25 protein-coding genes are annotated in these 23,464 nt (G+C 72.2%); 13 read left to right on the forward strand and 12 right to left on the reverse strand.

Features of this window, described 5'->3' with window-relative positions:
- Positions 1–52 precede the first annotated feature (52 nt).
- Genes AMR74_RS08920 through AMR74_RS08935 form a run of 4 tightly spaced genes read left to right on the forward strand, consistent with a single transcriptional unit; the run spans position 53 to position 3,864 of the window.
- Entirely contained in the window at positions 53–1,759 is a 1,707-nt protein-coding gene (locus AMR74_RS08920) for an anthranilate synthase component I family protein (RefSeq protein ID WP_053771718.1), read from the forward strand.
- The gene (locus AMR74_RS08925; protein WP_053771719.1) at positions 1,756–2,430 is read left to right on the forward strand and encodes an anthranilate synthase component II; all 675 of its coding nucleotides are present in this window, start codon (positions 1,756–1,758) and stop codon (positions 2,428–2,430) included. The genes AMR74_RS08920 and AMR74_RS08925 overlap by 4 nt, the downstream gene beginning before the upstream one ends.
- Entirely contained in the window at positions 2,423–3,343 is a 921-nt protein-coding gene (locus AMR74_RS08930) for an aminotransferase class IV (protein WP_053771720.1), read from the forward strand. Before AMR74_RS08925 ends, AMR74_RS08930 begins: the two co-directional genes overlap by 8 nt.
- Positions 3,344–3,393: 50 nt before the next feature.
- Complete coding sequence (locus AMR74_RS08935; RefSeq protein WP_053771721.1) at positions 3,394–3,864, forward strand: Rieske (2Fe-2S) protein; 471 nt, start codon at positions 3,394–3,396, stop codon at positions 3,862–3,864.
- Between the two features lie 38 nt (positions 3,865–3,902).
- Here the strand turns inward: AMR74_RS08935 and AMR74_RS08940 are convergent, their stop codons facing one another.
- Positions 3,903–4,349, reverse strand: a complete 447-nt coding sequence (locus AMR74_RS08940; RefSeq protein ID WP_053771722.1) for a DUF5788 family protein — start codon at positions 4,347–4,349, stop codon at positions 3,903–3,905.
- Positions 4,350–4,397: 48 nt separating this feature from the next.
- Complete coding sequence (locus tag AMR74_RS08945; RefSeq protein ID WP_053771723.1) at positions 4,398–5,507, reverse strand: ATP-binding protein; 1,110 nt, start codon at positions 5,505–5,507, stop codon at positions 4,398–4,400.
- 112 nt (positions 5,508–5,619) lie between these two features.
- On the opposite strand from AMR74_RS08945, the gene AMR74_RS08950 reads away from it, so the two are divergent.
- Entirely contained in the window at positions 5,620–6,408 is a 789-nt protein-coding gene (locus AMR74_RS08950) for a YkgJ family cysteine cluster protein (protein ID WP_053771724.1), read from the forward strand.
- Between the two features lie 37 nt (positions 6,409–6,445).
- On the opposite strand, the gene AMR74_RS08955 is transcribed toward AMR74_RS08950, so the two are convergent.
- Positions 6,446–7,366 (reverse strand): dihydrodipicolinate synthase family protein, encoded by a 921-nt coding sequence (locus AMR74_RS08955; RefSeq protein WP_053771725.1) that lies wholly within the window; start codon positions 7,364–7,366, stop codon positions 6,446–6,448.
- 116 nt (positions 7,367–7,482) lie between these two features.
- On the opposite strand from AMR74_RS08955, the gene AMR74_RS08960 reads away from it, so the two are divergent.
- Positions 7,483–7,893, forward strand: coding sequence for a TRAM domain-containing protein (locus AMR74_RS08960; RefSeq protein WP_053771726.1), 411 nt, complete (start codon positions 7,483–7,485; stop codon positions 7,891–7,893).
- A gap of 67 nt (positions 7,894–7,960) precedes the next feature.
- On the opposite strand, the gene AMR74_RS08965 is transcribed toward AMR74_RS08960, so the two are convergent.
- Together AMR74_RS08965 and AMR74_RS08970 are read right to left on the reverse strand one after the other, a co-directional pair.
- Positions 7,961–8,680, reverse strand: a complete 720-nt coding sequence (locus tag AMR74_RS08965; RefSeq protein WP_053771727.1) for a class I SAM-dependent methyltransferase — start codon at positions 8,678–8,680, stop codon at positions 7,961–7,963.
- Between the two features lie 100 nt (positions 8,681–8,780).
- On the reverse strand, positions 8,781–9,173 hold the full coding sequence (locus tag AMR74_RS08970; RefSeq protein ID WP_053771728.1) for a PPOX class F420-dependent oxidoreductase: 393 nt from the start codon (positions 9,171–9,173) through the stop codon (positions 8,781–8,783).
- A 151-nt stretch (positions 9,174–9,324) separates the two neighbouring features.
- Here AMR74_RS08970 and AMR74_RS08975 point away from each other — a divergent pair, with 151 nt between their 5' ends.
- From AMR74_RS08975 to AMR74_RS08995, 5 genes are all read left to right on the forward strand, one after another.
- Positions 9,325–9,597 carry a MarR family transcriptional regulator gene (locus AMR74_RS08975; RefSeq protein ID WP_053771729.1) on the forward strand — a complete coding sequence of 91 codons (273 nt, stop codon included), beginning with the start codon at positions 9,325–9,327 and terminating at the stop codon, positions 9,595–9,597.
- A gap of 105 nt (positions 9,598–9,702) precedes the next feature.
- Positions 9,703–10,710, forward strand: a complete 1,008-nt coding sequence (locus tag AMR74_RS08980; protein ID WP_053771730.1) for a glycosyltransferase family 2 protein — start codon at positions 9,703–9,705, stop codon at positions 10,708–10,710.
- Positions 10,711–10,756: 46 nt separating this feature from the next.
- Complete coding sequence (gene hisF / locus AMR74_RS08985; protein ID WP_053771731.1) at positions 10,757–11,575, forward strand: imidazole glycerol phosphate synthase subunit HisF; 819 nt, start codon at positions 10,757–10,759, stop codon at positions 11,573–11,575.
- A gap of 95 nt (positions 11,576–11,670) precedes the next feature.
- Positions 11,671–11,856 (forward strand): DUF7511 domain-containing protein, encoded by a 186-nt coding sequence (locus AMR74_RS08990; protein WP_053771732.1) that lies wholly within the window; start codon positions 11,671–11,673, stop codon positions 11,854–11,856.
- 231 nt (positions 11,857–12,087) lie between these two features.
- Complete coding sequence (locus AMR74_RS08995) at positions 12,088–12,489, forward strand: hypothetical protein (protein ID WP_053771733.1); 402 nt, start codon at positions 12,088–12,090, stop codon at positions 12,487–12,489.
- A gap of 363 nt (positions 12,490–12,852) precedes the next feature.
- On the opposite strand, the gene AMR74_RS09000 is transcribed toward AMR74_RS08995, so the two are convergent.
- On the reverse strand, positions 12,853–14,970 hold the full coding sequence (locus tag AMR74_RS09000; RefSeq protein ID WP_053771734.1) for a hypothetical protein: 2,118 nt from the start codon (positions 14,968–14,970) through the stop codon (positions 12,853–12,855).
- A gap of 104 nt (positions 14,971–15,074) precedes the next feature.
- On the opposite strand from AMR74_RS09000, the gene AMR74_RS09005 reads away from it, so the two are divergent.
- On the forward strand, positions 15,075–17,396 hold the full coding sequence (locus AMR74_RS09005) for an alpha-amylase family glycosyl hydrolase (protein WP_053771735.1): 2,322 nt from the start codon (positions 15,075–15,077) through the stop codon (positions 17,394–17,396).
- 111 nt (positions 17,397–17,507) lie between these two features.
- Complete coding sequence (locus AMR74_RS09010; RefSeq protein ID WP_053771736.1) at positions 17,508–18,569, forward strand: TrmB family transcriptional regulator; 1,062 nt, start codon at positions 17,508–17,510, stop codon at positions 18,567–18,569.
- Positions 18,570–18,579: 10 nt separating this feature from the next.
- Here AMR74_RS09010 and AMR74_RS09015 read toward each other — a convergent pair whose 3' ends face one another.
- From AMR74_RS09015 to AMR74_RS09035, 6 genes are all read right to left on the reverse strand, one after another.
- A complete protein-coding gene (locus AMR74_RS09015; protein ID WP_053771737.1) occupies positions 18,580–19,614 on the reverse strand; it encodes a DUF7551 domain-containing protein in 1,035 nt (344 codons plus the stop codon).
- Between the two features lie 26 nt (positions 19,615–19,640).
- Positions 19,641–20,474 carry an FAD-binding protein gene (locus tag AMR74_RS09020; RefSeq protein WP_053771738.1) on the reverse strand — a complete coding sequence of 278 codons (834 nt, stop codon included), beginning with the start codon at positions 20,472–20,474 and terminating at the stop codon, positions 19,641–19,643.
- Positions 20,471–21,481, reverse strand: coding sequence for an FAD-dependent oxidoreductase (locus AMR74_RS09025; protein WP_053771739.1), 1,011 nt, complete (start codon positions 21,479–21,481; stop codon positions 20,471–20,473). Before AMR74_RS09025 ends, AMR74_RS09020 begins: the two co-directional genes overlap by 4 nt.
- Entirely contained in the window at positions 21,478–21,654 is a 177-nt protein-coding gene (locus tag AMR74_RS19080; RefSeq protein ID WP_167551901.1) for a hypothetical protein, read from the reverse strand. Before AMR74_RS19080 ends, AMR74_RS09025 begins: the two co-directional genes overlap by 4 nt.
- Positions 21,654–22,925, reverse strand: coding sequence for an ABC transporter substrate-binding protein (locus AMR74_RS09030; protein ID WP_053771740.1), 1,272 nt, complete (start codon positions 22,923–22,925; stop codon positions 21,654–21,656). The genes AMR74_RS19080 and AMR74_RS09030 overlap by 1 nt, the downstream gene beginning before the upstream one ends.
- A gap of 193 nt (positions 22,926–23,118) precedes the next feature.
- Positions 23,119–23,445 carry a NifU family protein gene (locus AMR74_RS09035; protein ID WP_053771741.1) on the reverse strand — a complete coding sequence of 109 codons (327 nt, stop codon included), beginning with the start codon at positions 23,443–23,445 and terminating at the stop codon, positions 23,119–23,121.
- Positions 23,446–23,464 lie beyond the last annotated feature (19 nt).

The raw sequence follows: 23,464 nt of genomic DNA on the forward strand, positions 1-23,464 counted from the left end.
GGGCGGGTCGGGCGACCGCAACTGTTTCGTCGCGCCCGCCGAACGGATTCCCATGAGGCGAACGGTACACACCGACCGGGAGCGGTTCCGCGCGGTCGCGGCCGCGGCGCCGGACGGCGCGCGGGTCCCGGTCGAGCTCCGGGTCGCCGTCGACGACCCCTTCGACGCCTACCGCCGGGCGCGGGGCGGCCCCGGCGGCGTCTTCTACGAGACGAGCGGCGGCCAGTCCGGGTGGGGGTACTTCGGCGTCGACCCGGTCGAGCGACTGACCGTCGCCGCCGAGGCGGTCGTCGCCGGCGCGGGCGACGCGGACGGATCGGAGCGCGTCGAAGGGGGGGACAGAGCGGGCGACTACCGACGCCCGTCGGCCTCGCTGTCCGCCCTGGAGGGCGTTCTCGACGGCGAGGCGCTGGCGCGCGGCGACTGCGAGGTGCCGTACCCGTGCGGCGCGTTCGGCTGGCTCTCCTACGACGTGGCGCGCGGACTGGAGGCGTTCCCGCCGGCGCCGCCCGCGGGCCCCGGCGCGGTCGACGACCGCGGGCTCCCGCGGCTCCAGGCCGCGCTCTTCGACCGGATCGCGGCCTGGGAGTGTCCGGTGGACGCCGAGGACGGCGACGACGGCGACAGCGACGGGACCGTTACGCTCCGCGTGACCGCCTGTCCCCGCGTGCCGGCGGGCCTCGACGATCCCGAGGGCGACCGCGACGCGCTCGACGCGCTGTTCGACAAGGGTCGGGCGCGGGCCGGGGACCTGGCAGCCCGGATCGAGACCGGGGACGCGGCCTCGCAGGCGCCGCCCGACCCGACCGCGGAGAGCGCGACCTTCGAGAGCGACGTGGGCCGCGAGGGGTACGCCGACGCGGTCCGGCGGGTCAAAGAGCACGTCCGCGAGGGCGACACCTTCCAGGCGAACGTCTCCCAGCGGTTGACCGCGCCGGCCGCGGTCCACCCGGTCGACGCGTACGACGCGCTCCGCGAGGTGAACCCGGCGCCGTACTCCGGCCTGATCGAGTTCGGCGGCTCCGGTGAGACCGGGGCCGACCGGCCGAGCGGCGTCGACCTCGTGAGCGCGAGCCCGGAGCTCCTCCTAGCGCGCGAGCCGACCGACGATCCCGACCGCGGCGCGCGGCTCGTCACGGAGCCGATAGCGGGGACGCGGCCGCGGGGGGACACGGCGAGCGGTGACGCGGCGCTGGAGGCCGAGCTGACCGGCGACGAGAAGGAGCGCGCCGAGCACGCGATGTTGGTCGACCTCGAACGCAACGACCTGGGCAAGGTGTCGCGGTTCGGCACGGTCGAGGTGAGCGAGTACCGCCGGGTGGACCGCTACAGCGAGGTGATGCACCTCGTGAGCCTGATCGAGGGCGAGGCCCGCTCGGACGTGGGGCTCGCGGACGCGGTCGCCGCCTGCTTCCCCGGCGGGACCATCACGGGCGCGCCGAAGCCGCGGACGATGGAGATCATCGACGAGCTGGAGCCGACCCGCCGCGGACCCTACACCGGGTCGATGTTCGCGGCCGGGTTCGACGGGCGCGCGACGCTGAACATCGTCATCCGGACGCTCGTCCGCCACGCCGCCGAGTACCACCTCCGGGTCGGGGCGGGGATCGTCCACGACTCCGACCCGGACGCGGAGTACGAGGAGACGCTCGCGAAGGCGCGCGCGCTGGTGAGCGCGGTCGACGAGGCGCTCGCCGCCGGCGGAATGGCGGTCGAGACCGAGGACGGGTCCGCGGCCGAGGAGGCGGTCGAGCGATGAGCGGTGGCGACGCGCGGCGGGAGGAGGAAGCGGCCGACCGCGGGGGCGTCGCCTCGGCGGCGGGCGGGTGGCGCCCCGGCGCGGGCGACGCCGACGCCCGGGTCCTCGTGGTCGACAACTACGACTCGTTCGCGTACAACCTCGTCCAGTACGTCGGCGAGGTCGCCGGCGCGGTGACGGTCCGGCGGAACGACGCGGTCGACCTCGCCGGGATCCGCGCGCTCGACCCGGACGGCGTCGTCGTCTCCCCCGGCCCGGGGACGCCCGCTGAGGCCGGGGTCTCGACGGACGCCTTCGAGCTCGACCGACCCGTGTTCGGCGTCTGTCTCGGCCACCAGGCGCTGTGCGCGAGCGGCGGGAGCCGCGTCGGTCACGCGCCGGAGGTCGTCCACGGGAAGCCGTCGACGATCACCCACGACGGCGAGGGCGTCTTCGCCGGGCTCCCCGACCGCCTGCGGGTCGGACGGTACCACTCGCTGTGCGTCGAGCGCGAGGACCTCCCCGCCGAGCTGGTCGAGACCGCCCGCACCGACGAGGAGCGCGAGGTCGTGATGGGCGTGCGCCACCGCGAGAAGCCGCACGTCGGCGTCCAGTTCCACCCGGAGAGCATCCTGACGCCCCGCGGGAAGCGCATGGTCCGGAACTTCGTGGAGGTGTGTGAGGATGCGTGAGGGAGACGAGGGTTCGGACCGCCTGTACCACGTCGACGGCGACCTCGTCCCCGCCTCGGAGGCGACCGTCTCGGTGGAGGACCGCGGGTTCGCCTACGGCGACGCCGCCTTCGAGACGATGCGCGCGTACGGCGGCGCCGTCTTCCGGTGGGACGCGCACGCGGACCGGCTCCGGGACGCCTGCGAGACGCTCGGGATCGACCGCGGGCTCGCCGACGCGGACCTGAAACGCCGGGTCGACGAGACGCTCGCCGCGAATGACCTCGCGGACGCGTACGTGAAGCTCTCGATCACTCGCGGGGTCCAGCCGGGGACGCTCGACCCGAAGCCGGCGAGCGACCCGACGGTCGTCGTGATCGCGAAGCCGCTCGCGCGCGGCGGCGTCGGGAGCGACCCGGTCCACGACGGCCCGGCCGCGCTCCAGACGACGAAGACGCGCAAGCCCGCCGACCGCGCGATCCCGGCCGCGGCCAAGACCCACAACTACCTCAACGGGATCGTAGCCCGGCTGGAGCTCCGGGTCACGGGCGCCGACGAGGCGCTCATGCTCGACCCGGACGGCAACGTCGCGGAGGGCGCGACCGCGAACCTCTTCTTCGCCGACGGGACGGCCCTCAAGACGCCGTCGCTCGACGGCCCGATCCTCCCCGGGGTCACCAGATCGACCGTGATCGAGCTGGCGGAGTCGGAGGGGATCCCGGTCGAGGAGGGGACGTACGCACCCGACGCGGTGCGCGAGGCCGACGAGGTGTTCCTCACGAACACCACCTGGGAGGTTCGGCCCGTCGCGACCGTCGACGGCATCGCGGTCGACGGCGACGGCGAGGGGGTCGCCGGCCCGCTCACGACCCTCCTCTCGCGGCTGTTCGACCGGCGGATCGAGGAGACTCACTACGACGGCGAGCGGCTCTGAGGTCGGCGGGGGACCACAGCGTTCAAATCGGCCCCATCCCACCGGACGATATGGACGAGACCCGTCGGATCGCCGGCGTTGAGGAGGTCCCGGAGGAGAGCACGCTGCTCGCGACCCTGCGCCCGGTCGACCCCGAGACGGTCGACGAGGGCGAGGGCGACCTCGGCGAGGGCGAGGGCGACGCCCCGGAGGTCGAGGCGATCCTCACGCGGGCCGCCGGGGAGGTGAGCGCGTTCCGGAACTACTGCCAGCACTGGACCGACGTGCGCCTCGACAAGGACGACGGGGCGTTCGTGCGCAACGGCGAGGTGTTCTGTCAGACGCACGGCGCCACGTTCGAGGCCGACGGCGGCAACTGTAACTTCGGGCCCTGCGAGGGCGCCGTCCTCGAATCGGTCGGCGTGACGGTCGCGGACGGCGCGGTGTACCTCGACGACGACGCCTACGAGTTCGTCCGGCTCGGCCCCTCCGCGGGGAAGGGCGACGGCAGCGGCTCGCGGATCGACTTCACCGGGAACTGAGCGCGGCCGGGGGGCCGCGACCGCCCCCTCGCCGGCGGTCAGAACCGCGTGCGACCGCTCCCGCCGCCGGCGTCCTCGCGCCCGAGTGCCTTCTTCAGGAAGTTCATCCAGCGCTTCTGGTCGGCGGCCTCCTGGCGCTTGGCCTCGGTCTCCGGGTCGGGCGCGTCGAGCCCCTCCAACGCCTCCAGCGCGCGGTCGATGCCGATGACCGACGCCGCCAGCCGCTCGCCCTCCTCGTAGCTCACCTCGTTGTCCTCGATCGGCGCCAGGCGGTCGAGCCGCTCGCGGCGGAGGTTCCGCTTGGCGCGCTCGACGCGGTCGCGCTCGCCGGGCGGGACCGAGTCGCGCCGCTTGATCTCGAAGACGAACGACCGGAGGTCGATCGCCTCCCCCTGGATCTCGATCGACTCCGGGATGTCGACGCCGATCGTCGACGACTCCCGTTCGACCCGTTCCAGGAGCTGTTTTCGCTCGAACTCCTTCACGGCCGATCGGTAGGTCGCGGGCGCACTTCGCTCCTTCGCTGGGCGCCGTCAGCCTGACGGCGCCGGCCGCTCCCTCGCCGGGAGGTAGAGCCGGACGACGTTGCCGCGGGGGTCTCGGCGCTCGAACTCGAGTTCTCCTCCGAGCGACTCGATACACCACTTCATCACGAAGAGGCCGACGCCCGTCCCGTGGCGGGTGTTCGTCACCTCGCCGAACGCGTCGAGGGCGTCGACCTCGGCCTCCGGGATGTGCGGGTTGGCGTCGACGACGCGGATCTCCACGCGCCCCGTGTTCGGCGACGGGCGGACGGTCACCTCGACGGTCGGGTCCGGCTCGTCAGCGTGCCGGACCGCGTTCTCGACCGCGTGGCGAAGCGCGTGGTCGAACGCGGCGTCGACGTGGATCCACATGGGTCTGCGCTCGTCGACGACGAACTCGGCGTCGGGGTACGACGGTTCGAGCGCGGCGACGACGTCGCGCGCGGCGGCGGCGGCCCGTCGGTGCGAACGCGGCGGCTCCGACCGACTGACGGCCTGCTGGATCTCCTTGACCGAGGTCGCGACGCCGCCGAGCCCCACCGCGGCCTCGCGCGCATCCGCGGCAGCCTCGCGAACGCCGTCGTCGTCGGTCGTCCGAAGGATCTCGCCGGTGTACCCGATGATCTTGTTCGCCTCGTTCCGGAGGTTATGTCGGAGCACGCGCCAGAACAGTGCCTCGCGCCGGCTCGCAGCGTAGTGCTCGCTGATGTCGCGCACCTCGGCGAGGACCCGTCTCGCGCCCGTCTCGCGCTCTCCGTCGCCGTCTGTTCGTCGGTCGGCGTCGTTCTCCAGCCCCCGGTCGCCGGACCACGGGGAGAGCGAGACGCGGACCCAGACCAACTCCCCGTCACGCCGCTTGATCCGCCACGTGAACTCGGGCGAGCCGCCGGCGGCGGCCTCGCGGAGGCGGTCGGCGAACTCCGACTCGGAGAAGCGGTACGTGTTGGCGGTGTATCGACCGACTGACAGCCCGCGGAGCTCCGCGGTCGAGTACCCGACGAGCGACTCCAAGCGGTCGTTCGCGCTCTCTACGGTACCGTCGGCGACGTCGAACAGCGCGATACCGACCCGGAGGGAGTCGTACGCCGGTGGCAGTCGCGCGTGCGGCTTCGCGGCCATACGTGTTGACTCGTCTCCCGCCCGGTCATGGGGCTTGCTAAGAGGGATATATATCGCTCCGGTTCGCTCGGGACCGTCGGGGTTTTTCGCGCGCGTCACGAAGGGGTAACACATGAAGTCGCTCGAAGCCGAACTCAACGCCGCCCGCGACCTCGCGGTCGCGGACCTGGCGGACGCCATCGAGTCCATCGGGTTCGAGTGTACGCGCTGCGGCGGCTGCTGTGCCGGCTACGCCCCCGACGAGCCGGGGGGCGCGCCCGCGGGAGAGGGGGCAGACGAGGGGGGCTCAGACGGCGACGGCGATACCCCCGACTGCCACGGCGACGGCGCCGCCGACCGCGAGCCGCACACCGCGACCGTCTTCCCGGACGAGGTCCAGCGCGTCGCCGAGGCCGCCGAGGATGAGTTCGGCGAGGCGTACGACTGGCGCGACGTGGCGCGGCCGATGCCGTTCGGCCTCGACGCCGACGGTGACGGCGAGCCGACCGGCGAGACGTTCGAGTGGGCGCTCGCGACCGACGGCTGCGGCGACTGTACCTTCTACGAGGAGTCGGGCGGGGAGGGCGCCTGTACCGTCCACGACGCGCGGCCCCTCATCTGCCGGACGTACCCGTTCAGCGTCGCCCTGGAGGGGACGAGCCAGCCGATGGGCGAGGCGGTCGACGAGGCGGGCGTCGTCCGCGCCCACGAGTGCGAGGGGCTCGGTCGCGACATCTCCCGAGAGGACGCCGAGGAGCTCGCGGCCGCGCTGAAGGAGCGCGCGGTGCGCGAGTTAGAGGAGGCGATCGGAGTCCGGGACAGTTACGACCCCGGAGCGCGCGAGCGGGCCGACGGGGACGTCGTCGTCTTCGACTCGGAGGGACCGAAAGAGGCCGACGGGACGCCGATCGGCGGGGAGTAGCGGCCGGCTGCGGGTCCGCGGTCCGGCTTCTCGCGGATCAGACCACGTCCAGCGCCGCGTCCACGTCGTCGCGGATCGCCTCGCGGGCGGTCTCGTCCGGGAGCGTGAGCGGCGGGCGCACCGCCGGATCGGGGATGAAGCCGCGGTGCGCCGCCGCCACCTTCGTCGCCGGCGCGAAGCCGTGGTCGGCGCAGCGGGCGAAAAGCGGCGCGACCGCGCGGCGGTGGAGCGCCAGTGCCCGCTCGTCGTCGCCGGCGCGGATCGCCTCGCCGAGCGCGTCGAACACCTCCGGGATCGCCTGCGAGAGCGCGTGTATCCCGCCGTCGACGCCGAGGCTCGCGCTCGGGTACAGCTGGGCGTCGACGCCCTGGAAGACGGCGAAGGAGTCGGGCGTCCCGCCGACCTTCGCCTCCAGGCCGGTGAGGTCGCCGGTCGTGTCCTTCATCCCGATCACCGACTCGCGGCTCGCCGCGTCGGCGAGCGCGTCGAGGTCGATGCCCTCGCCGACCGTCGCCGGGATGTCGTACAGGAGGATCGGGAGCGGGGCGTCGTCGGCGACGGCCTCCAGGAACGCGCGCTGCCCGTCCGGGTCCGTCGACGTGTGGTAGTACGGGAGCGTGACGAGCCCCGCGTCGGCCCCGGCCGCCGCGGCGGCCGACAGGTGGTCTCTGACCCGCGAGACGGCGGTGTCGGCCGCGCCGGCGATGACCGGGACTCGCCCGTCGGCCGCGTCGACGACGGTCTCGATCACGGTCCGCCGCTCGCCGTCGTCGAGGCTCGCGAACTCGCCGGTCGTCCCGCAGGGGACCACCCCGTCGATCCCGGCCTCGACGAGCGCGTCGACGTGGCTCGCGAGGGCGTCGGCGTCGACCTCGCCGCCGGGGGCGTCGCCGTCGGGGACGAACGGCGTCACTATCGGCGGCGAGACAGCTGCGTGCGGCAGATCGAAGAGTGGCATGGACGGCCCTTCGACCGGTGCCGACAAAGGCGTTGGTGCCTGCCCCGCTCCCGTCGCCTAACAGTGTCGGCGGTACAACTATACTGACCCGCTCCCAGATTCCGATGGAGTCTACTATGGAAATCTCCGAGAAGCTCCTCTGTCTGTTCAGCGCGGAAGTTCGCGAGGCCGACGACGGCGAGTACGTCGTCGACGTGCCCAACCGAGAGATCGAGACCGGGTCGCTGGAGCCGGGCGAGACGTACCGCGTCGCGCTCGTCGCCCGCGACGGAACCGCGGCGTCGACGGACGACGCCGACGCCGCCCCCTCCCGGAACGACGACGGACCGCAGCCGCCGGTCGAGCCCGGCGAGATGCGGTACGTCGAGATCGAGGACCTCGGCAAGCAGGGCGACGGGATCGCCCGCGTCGAGCGCGGCTACGTGATCATCGTCCCCGACACCGAGGTCGGCGAGCGCGTGAAGATCGAAGTGACCGAAGTGAAGTCGAACTTCGCCGTCGGCGAAGTGGTCGAGGAAGCGGGCTGAAGCGGCGGCGAAGCGAGGCGGCGGCGGTTTCTGACGACGGGACAGGCGACGAGCGGCGGCGCGCCGCTCACTCCTCGTCCGGCACCCTGGCGTCCCAGTAGGACACCGAGGCGACGTAGTCGCCGGGGACCGTGTCGCCCGCGAGCTCGTCGAGCGCCCGGAACGGCCGCGCGACCGCGCCCGGCAGCTCGCGGTAGAAGCCGTACGGCAGCACGAAGTCGTGCTCCTCGTTCGCGAGCGTGAGGCCCGCGTCGCCGAGCATGGCGGCGACCTGTCGCTCCGAGTAGAGCCGGGAGCCCATCGGGAGCAGCCAAGTGTACAGCGTCCGCAGGCTACGGCTGTTGAACGTGTCGAAGAACACCTGATCGCGGCTGACCCGGCGGAGCTCCTTCGCGAACGGGACCGGGTCGTCCATCAGGTGGAAGAAGCGCATCGCGACGACCGTGTCGAAGTGGTCGTCCGGGAACGGGAGCCGCGAGGCGTCGCCGCGGAGGAACTCGACGGCGTCGGCGTGCCCGGCGGCGGCGACCTTCTCGCGGGCCTGTTCGAGCATCTCGCGGGAGACGTCGAGCCCGACGACGTCCGCGCCCTGGTCGGCGAGCATCGTCGTGAACCGCCCGGTGCCGCAGGCGACCTCCAGCACGCGGTGACCTGGATCGATGGGTCCCAACGCGGCGAGGACGGCCTCCTTCTCCCGGCGGTCGATGAGCTGTCCGCCGCCGGAGAAGCGGACGTCGTCGTACTCCTCGGCGACCTCGTCGGCCTGGTACCAGTCCTGTCCCTTCACGTTGTCCGTGGTGGACGCCGGACCGACAAAACCGTACTGGAAGCGGTCCGGCGCGGGCCTCGGTGCGGGCGGTCCGGACCGCTCCGACGGCGGTCGCCGGTCACCCGCTCGTGGCGACGTTCTCGGCGGGGATCTTCACGATCACGCGGGCGCCCTCCTCCTCGTCGTGGTGCGGGTACTCGTCGACGTCGAAGTACCGGCGGGCGAGCGCGTCGATGTGGGCGCGCGCGCCCTCCTCCGTCAGTTCGGCCTCGCCGCGGACGGAGACGTAGCGGTACGGGTCGTCGGGGTCGAGCACGCTGACGCCGACCTTCGGGTTGTCGCGGACGTTCCCCTCCTTGCGTCGCCCGCGGGCGGTGTTCACGAGGACGTACTCGCGGTCCTCGTGGTCGACCCAGACCGGCGTGACGTGGGGGAGGCCGTCGGGCCCGACGGTCGCGAAGTGGGCGTACGACTCGGCTTCGAGGATGTCGACGTGGGACTCGGGGATCACGAGCCGGCGTACGGGCCGCCGCCGGAAAACACGCCTGATCGATCGTGTATGAGAGCGAGCCGAGGAGTGATATTAACACATTATATTATCACAGGCGGATTCCCCTATATGTAGCCAACCTTTACCACTACCCACGGAATTCGTGTGAGACATGAGTACCAGTCCCGCGGAGACCGCTGACCAGGACCGCCTGTCGGAGAGCGAGTATCGCGACCGCCTGCGCGAGCTTCCCCCGAGCGCGAAGCTCGTCGCGAAGGTACTGGAGGGGGACGCGCCCCTCTCGCAGGGCGGCCTCGCCGAGGAGTCGCTGCTGCCCGACCGCACCGTCCGCTACGCGCTCAACCGCCTCGAGGAGGAAGGCCTCGTCGACTCGCGGTACAGCTTCAAGGACGCGCGCAAGCAGGTGTACTACCTGACGATCTGAGCGGTCCTCGGACCGTTATCGCCGGCCGCGGCGGCGCGGCGTCGGGTCGGACCGATCGAACGCACACGTTGCCCTTTTTACCTCCTCGCCCCGATAACGGGTCGTATGGACCTCTCGGTCGTCGTCCCGACGCTCAACGGCCGGGACCGGTTGGCCGCCTGCCTCGACGCGCTGGCGGCTAGCGCCCCCGACGCCGAGGTTATCGTGGTCAACGGCCCCTCGGCCGACGGCACGACCGGCATGGTTCGCGACCGCGACGACGTCGACGTGCTGGTCGAGATCTCCGACCGGACGGTGAACGTCGCCCGCAACGCCGGCGTCGAGGTGGCGACGGGCGACGCGGTCGCGCTGGTCGACTACGACAACCGCATCGAGCCGGGGTGGCGCGACGCGGTCGCGGACGGCCTCGACACGGCCCCCGTGGTCTCGGGCCCGGTGGCCCCGATCCCGCCCAGCGAGACGGACGCGGACCGCGCGGTCGACGAGGTCGACGACCCGAGCGAACCGGAGCGCAACCGGATCGCCGGCCGGGACGTCACCTACTTCGAGGGAGGGAACGTCGCGTTCCGGCCCGAGGCCCTCCGCGACCTCGACGGCTTCGACGAGTACCTCCGGGTCGGCGGCGCGCGCGACGCGGCCCACCGACTGGCGCGTATGGACCGCGAAGTGGCGTGGCGGCCGGAGATGGCCGCGCGGAAGGAACTGCCGACTCCGACCGCCGCGGACGGCGGACGCAGCGCCCACGAGTGGGGCTGGAAGTACCGCGGGCTCGCCTATCGCCTCCTGAAGAACTACGGCGTGCGGCCGACCGTCCTCCTCCGGGCGGGATCCCACGCGGCCGGCGACGCCCTCTCCGCGGCGCGGGACGTCGTCCGCGGCGAGTCGACCCCCTCGCGCTGGGCCGCGACGGGTCGCGACGTGATCGTCGGGCTCACCGGCGGCGCCTCCGACGGGATCGTCGCGCGGCGGCGGGACCGGAGCCCCGCCAAGAACCCGAACGGGGTCTCGACGCGCGCGGACCGCGCCGTCGCGAAGTACGACCGACGAGACGCGGGGGGCCGCGGCGAGGGGGCGCCGGCCGGCGAGGCGGCCGACGCGACCGGCGCCGAGTGAGCCCCGCGCCTTTTAACCGACGGCGCGGTCTACGCTTCGCCAACGAATGGGACTCACGAAGCGTATCATCCCCTGTATCGACGTCGACCTCGACGACGACGGCGACGCCGCGGTGTACACCGGCGTCAACTTCGAGAACTTGGAGTACACGGGCGACCCCGTCGAACTGGCGAAGAAGTACAACGAGGCGGGCGCCGACGAGTTCGTCTTCCTCGACATCACCGCCAGCGCCGAGGGGCGGGAGACGATGCTGGACGTGGTGAACGCGGTCGCCGACGAGTGTTTCATCCCCCTGACGGTCGGCGGCGGCATCCGCACCAAGGCCGACATCAAGGAGACGCTCCGCGCCGGCGCGGACAAGGTGTCTATCACGACCGGCGCCTTAGAGCGCCCCGAGCTCATCGAGGAGGGCGCGGCCGCGTTCGGCAGCCAGTGCATCGTCATCTCCGTCGACGCCCGCCGCCGGTACGACGACGAGGGCGACCACTTCTACGAGGACGAGGGCGGCGAGACGGTGTGGTTCGAGTGCACGAAGAAGGGCGGCCGCGAGGGCACCGGCATCGACGCCGTCTCGTGGGCGAAGGAGGCCGAGGAGCGCGGCGCGGGCGAGCTGTTCGTCAACTCCATCGACAAGGACGGAACGAAGGACGGCTACGACGTTCCGCTGATGAAGGCCGTGGGCGAGGCCGTGTCGACGCCGCTCATCGCGTCGTCGGGGTGCGGCAGCCCCGAGGACATGTACGAGGTGTTCACCGAGGCGAACGCCGACGCCGGGCTCGCGGCCTCCATCTTCCACTTCGGCGACTACTCCATCGAGGAGACGAAGGCGTACCTCGACGAACGCGGCGTCCCGGTGCGGCGCTGAGCGCGGCCCGGCGCGGGAGTAACTACGTTCGTAGTTTCTATTTTTGCGCGACTGAAACCAACAGTTATTATCCGACCGAGCGCGAATCGTGACGTATGTCCACGTCCACGTCATCCGCGCGTGTTCGCGACGGGTCGCCCGAACTCGTCTGTAAACGGACGGACGGCGACGACGGCGGCGAGGTGACGTTCTTCGAGCGGGACGTCGACCCGGACGAGCGGACCACGCGGTGGATCACGGTCCGCGAGTCCGACTGCGTGCCCCGCGACGAGTGGCAATAGGAGCGGTTTTGTCGTGGTTTTGGGGTTTATTTGGCTCTGTTGAAATCCTCCGCAGCTGATAGTTTTCACCCCAATCGCTCAGTACAGAGCGTGATTTCAGCGAAGTATCTTAGATAACGGTGGCCGTCAAGAGAGACGGACTAGTCGGTGTCGTAGAATACAACCAATTCGGATGAACAAACTTTAGTCATGTGGAGTATATTTATATTTCATCGTTTGTGACCACGATTTGTGTCCGAACAGCCCTCCAATACTGAGATAGATATCGGACTTATCGCCCAGACGATCTTCGTTCTCGCCGTGGTGATCGGCATCCCCTCGGCGTTTGCGCTCGATGGACAACTCCGCTCTCTCGCCTTCCTAATCCTAGCCGTCCTGCTGCTCGTGGGCTTTCTTGTCGTCGGTTACCGCCATGCACGCCGACAGAAGTCTCTCCATCAGCACGTTGCTTTTTTAATAGTTTGGTTCGGCAGTTTCTCTCTAGCGGGCCGACTCGCTCGCACAGCAAGCGGCCGCCTCCCAGAGCCGATTCCCGACCTCTTGGCAATAGGCGTCACGCTCGGTGCACTGTGGATCGGCTCACGACTTGCCTACGGTGGTGCATTGACCCGGGCGGTGTTTGGGTCAGACTGAGACTTCACGAGGAGACTGAACTGGTCAGTCGAGGTCTGGCCACTCCCAATACAGGCGTTCCATGTCGTATTCGAGGCTCTAATCGGCCGGCTGTTTCAGTCGGTAATGTGTCTGAAGAATAGGATTTCAACAGAGCCGTTTATTTATAACTCGTCGTGAGCGGAGCGGCGAACACCGCCAAAGCCCCAGCCGCGCTCGACTCCCTCAGCTCGCTGCGGTCCTCGGTCGCGACGCTCCCTGCGGTCTCGCCGGCGGCGCTACGCGCCGGCGACCTCGCGCGTGCTCCTCGCGGCCTCCGCTCCGGCCGCTCGCAGGCACGCGCCGCCGCTCAGGATTCATCGAGAAATAGTCGCCGCGTGTCGGTCAGTCGTCGTCCGCGGCGGCGCGGTCGGCGAACTGCGGCAGTTCGTCGTCGAGCAGCGCGACCGTCGCCAGTCGGATCGCGTGCGGCCAGCCGAGCGGGGTCGCGCTGTCGGGCGTCCCGTCGTCGAAGAACTGCTCGGGGAGGTACGTCGTCGGCTCGCACAGGGAGCCGCCGGGCGAGACGTGCGCGAGCAGGTCGCGGGCCCGGGCCGTCATCTCCACGGCGCGCGGGTCGTCGTGCGCCGCGAGCAGGGCCGCGAGCTCCGCGCAGGCGTTCGCGCCCCACGCGGTCGAGACGGTCCACACCTTCTCCGAGAGCTGGTCCGCCCGGCGCCAGCCGTCGCCCTCGTAGCGGATCAGGCCGGCGATGTCGTCGGTCTCGTGGGAGAGGCCGTCGACGACCGTCTCCACGTGCGAGACCAGCCGGTCGAGGCGCTCGTCGTCGACCGCGCCGCCCTCGCCGTCCGCCGCGCCGAGCGCGTCGAACGAGCGGTGCGCGGCCGCCAGCGCCAGCGTCGCGGAGTCGAGCCGGTCGTCGATGCCGCCGTCGAGCGTCTCGCGGACGGCGTAACAGCCGCGCTCGGGCACCCACAGGTCGTCGAGCGCGTCGTACACCTCGCGGGCCCGGTCACGGGCGTGCGCGGCGAGGTCGTCCGGCAGCGACGCGGCGCCGGGCACGGCGTCGGGGTCGTCGAGCGCGTCCACGCTGAGCCCCTCGCCGTGCCGCGCGAGCTCGCTGTACGCCTCCAGGAACGTCGCGGCGGTGTGCGCGAACCGGCCCGCCGAGTCCTCCCACGCGTTCTGACAGACGACGGGGCGGCCGTCGGGTTCGAGCGTCCGGTCGAGCCCCGCGAGCGCGGCGACGAGGGTCGCGTCGAGGCCGGCAACGTCCACGCCCGTCGCCCGCGCCCGGGCGAGGTACGCGACGACGCTGCCGGTCTGGTCGGCCTGGTAGTCCACGTCGGGGCCGTCCTCGATGCGGGCGTTCGCCCACCCGGGGGCGAGCGCGCCGTTCCGCGGCCACACCCGGTGGGGCCAGGAGCCGTCCGGGCGCTGCGTGTCGACGTACATGCGGGCGGAGCGGGCGTGCCAGTCGTCGAGGTCGAGGTCGACGGCGTCGGCGGCGCCGAGCAGGAACCCGGATATCTCCGCGTCGTCGCGGAACCACGTGTAGCCGTAGCCGCCGGAGTGCTCGTAGTAGGGGTCGAAGTCCGGCCCCGCGATCCGGAGCCCGGACGGCGCGGAGAGCAGCGAGAGGACGCGCAGGTCCGCGACGACCGACTCGCGAGCGGGCGCCGACTCCGGCACCGACGGGAGCGCGTCGGCCGCCGCCTCGGCGAGCGCGTCGACGTCGTCGAGGTCGGCGAAGAGGTCGGCGAGGCGCTCGCGGGCCGCCTCGCGGTCGGTCTCGGCGCGGTCCGTCAGGAGCGTGGCGACGGTCGCGACCCCGTCGTCGAACGGCACGTCGGCGATGACCTCGCCGGAGAGGCGCTCCTCCTCGTAGCGGTCGCCGTCGCGGTCGCGCGGGAGCTCGGTGGGGTCGTCGTCGAGCAGTTCGGGGAACGTCGCCGGGAGCTGGCCCCGGAGGTCGGCGAAGCCGGTCGCGCTCGCGAGGAAGTCGCGCTCGTCGGCGTGGTACACCTCGACGGCGTCGTCGTAGCGGAGCTGTCCCACGCGGTCGTCGCGGCCGTCGGGCGCGAAGCGGGCGTAGACGACGAGCGAGGCGTCCGCCGGGTCGACGTCGCCGTCCGCGAACTCGACCGACGCCCGGGTGAGGTGCGCGTCGCCGAGCGTGAGGTCGTGGCGGGTCACCGTCGCGCGCGGCGTCTCGTGGACCGTCTCGACCAGCGCGGTGTCGCCGACGTACCGCTGGCTCGTCTCGGCCTCGTCGAGCCAGGCCACCTCGTCGCCGACGGCGAGCCCGATCCGGGACCGGACGAGCCCGGTCCGGCCGGTGAGCGGGTAGCCGAAGTCGCGGAGTTCGCCGTCGTCGCCGACGTGGACGAGCCGGCCGTTTCCGCCCGAGAACCGGCCGGAGACGGTGCGCCGCTCGCCGGGGAAGCGCGTCCCGTCGCCGGCGTGGCGCTTGTAATCGTCGAGGGCGTCGCGGAGCTGCATTACGCGAATACACGCCACCGGTCGATATGAATCTTTGGTGTAATTATTGTTCATTCGTTCCGAGAACGGAAACCCTCAAACCGCGGCGCGACGAGAGGCGGAGCGTGCACGAACCCGGCCCCCCGCGAACGACGAGCGTCGGCGAGCCCGTCGAGCTGGCGCCGCGGTGTCCCGACCCCGACGGGACCTACCGCTGGACCGTCCGCGACGCGCCCGCCGACAGCGACCTCTCCCCCGGCGACGGCCCCGACCCGACCGCGACCGGCCCGCCGAGTTCGGCGACGACGGTCGACCCCGACGGCTCGGCGGCAGCGGACGCGGCCGGGTCCGACGGTCCGGCGGCGGTGCTGCGGGCCGGCGAGACGGGTCGGGACGACGACCCGGTGGTCCACCTCGCGCCCGACGCCCCCGGCACCTACGTCCTCGCGGTCGACGCGCCGGACGGGACCCACCGGCAGCGCGTCCGCGCCTTCCCCGACGAGCGCCGCCGGGCGGAGATCCGCGTCCCGGCCGACGACCTGGGCGTCGAGGACGGCGAAGTCGACCGCGTCTCCCTGCTGTGGCCCCACAACGAGAACCGGCTCGCGCTCGACCGCGCCGAGCGCGACGGCGGCGAGTGGGTCGCCTCGGTCCGCGTCCCGCCGGGCGGCCACGGCTTCGGCTTCGTCCCCGACGGCGATCGCTCGGCCGCGTTCCACGGCGTCTGCGAGGTGCCCGGTCCCGGTCGGCCGCGGCTCTCGCTCGACGCGTCGGTCGTCGAGGCCGACGACCCGGCGGCGAGCGACCGGCTCCGCCTGACCGCCGCGGTCGAGCCCGCGCCCGCGGTCGACGACGTCGAGCGCGGCGGTGACCCGGACGCGCTCGACGCGACGTTCCTCGTCGACGACCGCGACGCCGACCCCGAGACGGTCGCGGCGATCGAGTCGCGGGCGGACGGGCGGACGCTCTCGGTCCCCCTCGACGACCTCCCGGACGATGTCCGGATCCACGCGGTCCCGCACGGCGAGCGGTACGGGGCCGCGGAGACGGTCCGGATCGAGCGGGAGGGCGCCGCGGCCGGCGGCGACGGTGCGGTCGCGGTGCGCGACCCGAACCCGACGCCGGGGTGGGCGGAGTCGCCGACGATCTACGAGGTCTTCGTCCGCTCGTTCGCGGGCGACACGCTCCCGACGACGTTCGCGGAGATCGAGCGCCGGGTCGAGTACCTCGACCACCTCGGCGTCGACGCGCTGTGGCTCACCCCCGTCCTCGCGTCGCCGACCGAGCACGGCTACCACGTCACCGACTACTACGACACCGCCGCGGACCTCGGCTCCCGCGAGGCGTTCGCGTCGCTCGTCGACGCCTGCCACGACGCCGGGATACGCGTGGTCTTCGACCTCGTGATCAACCACACCTCCCGCGACCACCCCGCGTTCCAGCTTCACTCGGCGGGCGTCGACACGTACGCCGACCACTACCGGCGGACCGACGCGGCCGCCGACGTGACGGGGATCGACTGGGCCGAAGTCGGCGACGGGGACGCCCCGGACTACTACTTCGAGTGGGGCCGCATCCCGAACCTCAACTACGACAGCCCGGCGGTCCGCGAGTGGCTGCTCGACGTGGTCGACGAGTGGGCCGGCGTCGTCGACGGGTTCCGCGCCGACGTGGCGTGGGGCGTCCCGCACGGCTTCTGGAAGGAAGTCGCCGACCGCGTCCCCGACGACACCCTCCTGCTCGACGAGACGCTCCCCCACGACCCGTTCTACGGCGAGGGGGAGTTCCACCGCCACTACGACACCTCGCTGTACGAGACGCTCCGCGCGATCGGCGCGGGCGAGCAGCCGGCCGACGCGGTCGAGACCGCCCTCGCCCGCGTCGAGTGGCTCGGCTTCGACGATCCCGCCGCGCAGATGCGCTACGTCGAGAACCACGACGAGGACCGGTACCTCGCGGAGCACGGCCGCGAGGCGCTCCGCGCGGCCGCGGCCGTGACGTTCACGCTGCCCGGCGCGCCGATGATCTACGCGGGCCAAGAGCGGGGCAACGAGACGTACCGCGGCCCGATCCGGTGGCACGACGGCGACAACGACCTCACCGACTTCCACCGCGAACTGGCCGCGCTGCGCGACGCCGAACCGCTCCTGCGCCGCGGCGGTGTGGCGTTCGACGGTCGCGCGGCCGACGCCCGCGTCGTCGACGGCGACGCCGAGCGCGTGGTCGCCTACGAGCGGACGCCGCCGGCGGGCGCGGGAGCCGGTGACGCCGGAACGAGCGACAACGCCGACCCCCTGCTCGTCGTCGTCAACTTCGCCGCGGAGCCGGCGACCGTCGCCGTCCCCGGACCGGTCGAGGCGGACCTGTTCGGCGACGGGAGCGCGGTCGCAGGTGACGGCGACGGCGAGGTCCGGGTCGCGGTCGACGCCGTCGCCGTGCTCCGATAGCGGTCGACGCCGTCGCCGCGCTCCGGTGACGGACCGGGCGTCGCCGGTCGGCGGCGCGGCGAGGTCGCCCGGGACCGACCCATATAAGTGTCGCTCGGAAGAGGCGTTCGTATGGACGACCGGACGCTGACCGACCTCCTCCGTCGCTTCGGGCTCTCCGACAAGGAGGTCGACACCTATCTCAGTCTGCTGGAACACGGCGAGGCGAAGGCGAGCACCGTCGCCGACGCGGCGGGCGTCTCGAAGCGGTACGTCTACAGCGTGAGCGAGTCGCTGGCGGAGCGCGGCTTCGTCGAGGTGAACGACCACGTCGTGCCGACGACGATCCGCGCGAACCCGCCGGACGAAGTTATCGACCGGCTCCGGTCCGACGTGGACGCGATGCGGCCCGGGCTGGCGGAGCGGTACTCCCGCGTCGAGCGCCAGGCCGAGCAGTTCGAGGTGATCAAGTCGCGGGCCACGGTGATCAAGCGGATCCGGTCGCTGCTGGCCGACGCCGAGAGCGAGGTGGCGCTGTCGATCACCGCAAAGCAGCTCCCGGAGGTGAAGGAGGTGCTCGTCGACGCGGTGGACCGCGGCGTGCTCGTCTTGCTCGTCGTCTCCGACGCGGCCGCCGACCTCGACGCCGACGACCCCGGGCTGGCGGGCGTCGCGAACGTCGTCCGGACCTGGGGCGAGGCGATGCCGACCCTGCTCACCGTCGACTCCGCGGCCGGGGTCGTCTCCCCGCCGGAGCTGCTCCGGCGCTCGACCACCGACCGGCAGGCCATCGCCTTCGCGCAGGAGCAGCTCGCGCCGGTGATCGCCGGCTCCTTCCTCGGGAACTACTGGCCCGCCGCGACCGAGCTGGCCGTCGCCGACCCGGCGCCGCTCCCCGCGGAGTACACCGACTTCCGGCACACCATCCTCCAGGCGACACTCCGGCTCCGCGCCGGCGACCCGCCGCGGGTGACCGTCGGCGGGCGGTGGACCGACGACGACGAGCCCGCCGAGGTCGTCGGGCGCGTCGTCGAGACGAAACAGGGGATGGTGGAGCCGACGAACAACGAGTTCCCCGTCGAGCACTCGCTCGTCGTCGCGACCGGCGACGGTGAGGTCACCGTCGGGGGACAGGGCGCGTTCGTCGAGGACGTCGAGGCGGACCTGGTGCGGATCGAACCGGGCGGGGAGTAGGGCGGGAGCGTCAGTTCGCCGACGGGACCGACGCGGTCGACGGGCCGCCGTCGAGGGCTGGCGCGTCCGGGTCGACCCGGACCCACCAGTCGGAGCCGGTCGCGTCGCCGGCCGCGCCGAGGAGGGAAATGCCGGCGATCCGGCCGCGCGAGTCCCGACGGCACAGCTCCAGCGCGGCCGGGAGCGTCGCGACCCGCCCGTCGGCGGGCGACAGCGCGTACCCGGAGACCCGGACCGTCGCGTCGTTGGCCGGAACCCCGGGTCGCGCAGCCAACCCCGCCTCGTCGGCGCGCTCGTACCCCTCGACGAGACCGACGGCCGCGAGGCGGTCGAACGCCGCGTCGACCGGGTCGGCGGCGGCCGACTCCGACGGCTCGGGGAGGCGCTCGGCGGCTGCGGCCAGCACCGACGCCTGCGCGTCCGGGTCGAGGTGCCGGTCGAGCGCCGTCGCCATCGCTTCGAGCAGGCAGAGACAGAGGTCGTCGGGGTCGGCGACGCGCTCGGCGAGCGAGAAGTACGCGTTCATCGCGGCCGACTCGGCGCGGTCGTGGCCGCCGGCCGAGAGCGCCTCGAACGTCGCCGCGGCCGCCGCGTGGCAGAACTCGACGCGGTCGCGGGCCCGGCCGCGCCTCCCTGCCTCGCCCGCGCGTCGGCGGTCCGTCGGCGCGTCGTCCCCGCCGGGTGCCCGGCGGGCGGTACCGTCAACGATCCGGTCCGCCAGCTCCGCGGGCGGCGACCCGCCCTCCCCGGGGGCGAACGTCGGGCCGCCGTCGTCCCGCTCCGTCGACCCCGACGGCGGCTCCGCGAACTCCTGTCTGACGACCACGTCGTAGAAGGGGAGTTCGGGGTCGTACCGGCGGAGGGTGTCGCGGTACTGCTCCGTCGCGCGGGCCGCCGCGCGGGCCGTCTCGCGGCTCTCGAAGCGCAGCCCCGCGGCAGGCACGGGCCGGTCGCCGTACCGCGCGCAGACGAGCGAGAACTCGCCGTCGTCGGCCGCGAGCGATTCGATGTGGTCCGCGATGTCGAGTAGGGTGGTTCCGATCACGGTTGAGTGGGTCCGGTCGCGTGCGTTCAGTCCTCGAGGCTCGGGTGCGTCTCCTGGGGGTCGGGGTGCGGCTCGGCGGACCGCTCGCGCGCCGCGTCGAGCGCGGCGGCCTCGCGTGCCCGGCGTTCGTCGGCGTCGATCTCCTCGCAGCCGGGCGGCACGTCGCGGCCGCGGTCGGTGAAGTACCCCTCCGGCGCGACCCAGTCGTGGTAGAAGGGCGCGTCGTCGTCCTCCAAGAGCGTCACCGCGACCTCCGCGCCGTGGCCTGCGCAGACCGCGGCCTGATGGGGCTTCTCGGCGAGCCGCCCCGCCGCGTACAGCCCGTCGACGCCGGTCCGACCGCGCTCGTCGACGTCGACGTACGCCTTCCCGCGGTCGACGATCCCGACGCCGTCGATCCCCTCCAGGTAGCCGACCTCGTTCTTCGTCGCCGCGACGACGTACCGCGTTCGCACCGGGTCGGCGCCGTCCGTCTCGACGACGAACCGCGCGCCGTCCGCGGCGGCGTCGGGTCGCGCGTTCGCCGCGGGGTCGTCCGCCGCGGCGTCGTCGACCGCGCCGACCGTCGCGACCCGGGTGACCCGCCCGTCGAACCGGTCCGCGCCGGCGCCGGCGGCCTGCTCGTCGAGGCGGTCGAGGAGCTGTCGGGGGTTGATCCCGAGCGGGAACCCGGGGAAGTTCTCGAGGTGCGCGTTGCGCCGGAGGATCGACTCGCCGGGGTCGACGACGAGGGTGTCGAGCCCCTGCCGTGCGGTGAAGACGGCCGCCGTGAGCCCGGCGACGCCGCCGCCGACGACCACCACGTCCCTGCTCGCGTCGGTCGACCCGCCGTCGGGGCCGTCCGCGCCGGAGTCAGTCATCGGTCCCCGACCTCCCGGCCCTCAGCGGGGCCGTCCGCCGCCTCATCGGGCAGTCCGATCGCAGCCGGGTCGGTGTCGAACGTCTCGGCGGCGTACTCGCGGACCACGTCGTCATCGAGGGCATCGAGCAGCCGGAGCTGCCCGCGGCGGTCCCGCCGCTCGCGCTCCTCGGCGGTGACGCACCGATCCAGGAACTCAGCCTTGAGATCCTCGCGGGCGGCGTCGACGACGGACCGGTCGACCCCGTCGTCCGCCGGCAGCATCTCCCGTTCGAACCACTCGTCCACGTGGTCGTCCCAGCCGTCGCCGCCGTAGCGCCCGTCGTGGACGACCCAGTCGACGTAGCGCTCGCCGACCGCCGGCCAGTACCGGTCGCTCATGTCGTCGCGGGCGAGCGCCAGGCCGACGCGAGCGCCGTGGCCGACGTTGACGCCGACCTGGTGGACGGTCTCGTCGCTCATCCAGCCGGCGACGTACAGTCCCGGTACTTCGGTGCGTCCCCCGTCTGTGGGGACGAACGGGTCCGGCGGCGACCCGTCGGCGTCGTCGGCCGCCTCCGTGCCTGCGTGTGTGTCCGCGACCGCGTCGGCAAGGGGGTCCAGCACCTCGCCGTCGTACGCGGCGGCGACGACGACGCGGTCCGCGATCAGTTCTCCGGACCCGGTCTCCACGGCGAACGCGTCGGACTCGCTGCCGTCGGAGTCCGCCGGCCGGACCGCGGTGACGCGCTCGTCGACCACCTGACCGCCCTCGGTCTCGACCTGCGTTCGACCCAGTTCGAGGAGTCTGTTGGGATCGATCCCCGCGGGGAACCCGAGGTAGTTCTCGACGTGAGCGCACTGCGTGATCGCCGCCTTGCCGCCGTCGAGGACGGTCGTCTCCAGGCCGTACCTGGCGACGAAGGTCGCCGCGGACAGCCCCGCGGCGCCGCCCCCGACGACGGCCACGTCGGCGTCGGTCCGCGAGTCCGGGTCCGCGGCTGGCGTAGTGTCGGGACGGGTCGTCATCGGCGCACCTCGACCGGTCTGTCGGCTGTGATGAACGGCTCGTCGGCGTCCGCCGCCGCGAACGCGACCGCGCCGTCGGGGCCACGCGCCACGCGCCACTGCGGGAGGGCGGGGACGCCGTACTCCGACGGATCGCCGTACGTCGCCGCGACGGTCCACTCTCGCGCGCGCATCAGAGGTCACCCGCGATGATGTCGTTGACACGGTCGCGATCGAACAGTCGGTTCTCTTCCGGGACCTCGGGAAAAGCCTCGGGATCGAACTCGCCGAACTCCTCGGGGTACAGCTGCTGGGCTTTCATTTCGGTTTGGAGCAGGTTGACGATCGGTCCCTGTTCACCGTACGCGCCCGGATACACGCGGCCCTCGCTGACGGCCGTGAGCTCGCTTCCGACCTCGTCCTCCTCTATCGGCGTCACGTACTGCTCGCGGAACGCAGAGGCGGAGAAGGAGTCGGTGTCGCCCGTCGTGCCGATCCCCCAGTGGACGACGATGATCTCCGGGTCGACCTCCAGCAGTCGCTCGTAGCCGATCGCGCCGCTCTCGGCCAGCTCCTCCGAGAAGGCGCTCTTCACTTCGAGATCGTGGTACGGCTTCATCTCGTACCCCTCGCCGCGGGTGTACAGCGGATATATCTCACCGTTCGCCGGGTTGGATCCGCCGTTTATGAGTCCGACCTCCGGCCGCTCCTCCTCGGGCGGCAGCCGAGAGGCGATCTCGGTCTGGAGCTCCTCGTGGACCGCCGCGAGCGCCTCGTAGCGCTCGCGCTCCTGGAACAGGTCGGCGAGCCGCTCGAACCCCTCGTAGAGCCCGTACAGCTCGTAGTCGTGGAATCCGCGGCGACGACGCATGTTGTTGCCGAAGAACGGGGCGACGTTCTCGCGGATCTCGGCGGTGTCCGCTTCGCTCCACGAGCCGTCCCAGCCGGTCCCGTGGAGGTAGTTCGGGTCGATGAGGAACACGTCGGGGTCGAGCTCGTAGAAGCTCTCCTTGTCCCAGCCGCCGTCGGCCCACATGGACGGTAGCTCGTCCTGCGGGGGCACGTCGAGGTCGAACGGCTCGAAGAAGAACGACGGGATCATGTTCCCCGCTGTGAGGAACCCGTCCTGTTGGCCGAGGGCGAACGCCATGTCCGCCCAGCCCCCGTTGTACACGGCGTACGTCTCGGGGACCGACTCGAAGGTGAGACAGCCGACGGGTTCGATACAGGCCTCGGACGGTGCCGTCCCGTCGCCCGAGGCGCCGCCGTCGGAGCCGTCTCCGTCGCCGTCGGCCGACGATCCGTCGTCCGTCGTCGAGGTCTGTGACCCGCCGCCGTCGGTCGAGTTCGGGTCGTCCGGCGACTCGCTCCCGGCGCAGCCTGCGAGCGCTCCCACGCCGGCGACGCCGCAGTACCTGATCGCGTCGCGGCGGGTCGCCCCGGACCGCTCTGCGTCTGAGTCCATGCGTTTTAGGCCACCCTAAAGAAATAAATCGGTTTCGAATCTTAGGCGAGCCTAAAGAGTTCGGCGAGTCGGGGGAAACCGCGCCCGAACCGGCCGGTCGAGGCGGTGGTCGAGCGCGGTTACGGGGACCGGTCGGGGTCCGTGGTTCGAGCGCTCTCCCCGAAGACGGGGACGGACTCGTCCGGTTCCCCGGTCAGAACGGCGGGCTGTAGTCCTCGTACTCGTCCATCTCGTCCATCTCGTCGGTCTTCGACGGCATCACCGCGGCTCGCGGGCCGCCGGACCGCACGACTTCGACGTCTTCGAGGCCGTCGACGCTCTCGGGCAGGCGGCGCTCGATGGCCTTCATCGTCATCGGGGCGATACCACAGCCCGAACACGCGCCGCCGATAGCGACGGTCGCCGTTCCCGCCTCCTCGTCGACGTCGCGGATCTCGAAGCTGCCGCCGTGTTGCTGGATCTGCGGGACTTCGTTGCTCAGGTAACTCCGCGTCTGCCGTTCGAGTCCTTCTGCGCTCATTGCGTTCTCACGTTCAACG

This window comes from Halorubrum tropicale, from assembly GCF_001280455.1.
Classification (GTDB): domain Archaea; phylum Halobacteriota; class Halobacteria; order Halobacteriales; family Haloferacaceae; genus Halorubrum; species Halorubrum tropicale.

Bases quoted from the DNA above. Each gene is read 5' to 3' on its own strand.
- AMR74_RS08950 (WP_053771724.1), top strand. From the start codon at position 5,620: ATGAAGTCGCTCGAAGCCGAACTCAACGCCGCCCGCGACCTCGCGGTC.
- AMR74_RS09030 (WP_053771740.1), bottom strand. From the start codon at position 22,925: ATGGACTCAGACGCAGAGCGGTCCGGGGCGACCCGCCGCGACGCGATC.
- AMR74_RS08955 (WP_053771725.1), bottom strand. From the start codon at position 7,366: ATGCCACTCTTCGATCTGCCGCACGCAGCTGTCTCGCCGCCGATAGTG.
- AMR74_RS08945 (WP_053771723.1), bottom strand. From the start codon at position 5,507: ATGGCCGCGAAGCCGCACGCGCGACTGCCACCGGCGTACGACTCCCTC.
- AMR74_RS09035 (WP_053771741.1), bottom strand. From the start codon at position 23,445: ATGAGCGCAGAAGGACTCGAACGGCAGACGCGGAGTTACCTGAGCAAC.
- AMR74_RS08930 (WP_053771720.1), top strand. From the start codon at position 2,423: ATGCGTGAGGGAGACGAGGGTTCGGACCGCCTGTACCACGTCGACGGC.
- AMR74_RS08990 (WP_053771732.1), top strand. From the start codon at position 11,671: ATGTCCACGTCCACGTCATCCGCGCGTGTTCGCGACGGGTCGCCCGAA.
- AMR74_RS19080 (WP_167551901.1), bottom strand. From the start codon at position 21,654: ATGCGCGCGCGAGAGTGGACCGTCGCGGCGACGTACGGCGATCCGTCG.
- AMR74_RS08935 (WP_053771721.1), top strand. From the start codon at position 3,394: ATGGACGAGACCCGTCGGATCGCCGGCGTTGAGGAGGTCCCGGAGGAG.
- AMR74_RS09025 (WP_053771739.1), bottom strand. From the start codon at position 21,481: ATGACGACCCGTCCCGACACTACGCCAGCCGCGGACCCGGACTCGCGG.
- AMR74_RS08980 (WP_053771730.1), top strand. From the start codon at position 9,703: ATGGACCTCTCGGTCGTCGTCCCGACGCTCAACGGCCGGGACCGGTTG.
- AMR74_RS08920 (WP_053771718.1), top strand. From the start codon at position 53: ATGAGGCGAACGGTACACACCGACCGGGAGCGGTTCCGCGCGGTCGCG.
- AMR74_RS08975 (WP_053771729.1), top strand. From the start codon at position 9,325: ATGAGTACCAGTCCCGCGGAGACCGCTGACCAGGACCGCCTGTCGGAG.
- hisF (WP_053771731.1), top strand. From the start codon at position 10,757: ATGGGACTCACGAAGCGTATCATCCCCTGTATCGACGTCGACCTCGAC.
- AMR74_RS08925 (WP_053771719.1), top strand. From the start codon at position 1,756: ATGAGCGGTGGCGACGCGCGGCGGGAGGAGGAAGCGGCCGACCGCGGG.
- AMR74_RS08960 (WP_053771726.1), top strand. From the start codon at position 7,483: ATGGAAATCTCCGAGAAGCTCCTCTGTCTGTTCAGCGCGGAAGTTCGC.
- AMR74_RS09020 (WP_053771738.1), bottom strand. From the start codon at position 20,474: ATGACTGACTCCGGCGCGGACGGCCCCGACGGCGGGTCGACCGACGCG.
- AMR74_RS09000 (WP_053771734.1), bottom strand. From the start codon at position 14,970: ATGCAGCTCCGCGACGCCCTCGACGATTACAAGCGCCACGCCGGCGAC.
- AMR74_RS09010 (WP_053771736.1), top strand. From the start codon at position 17,508: ATGGACGACCGGACGCTGACCGACCTCCTCCGTCGCTTCGGGCTCTCC.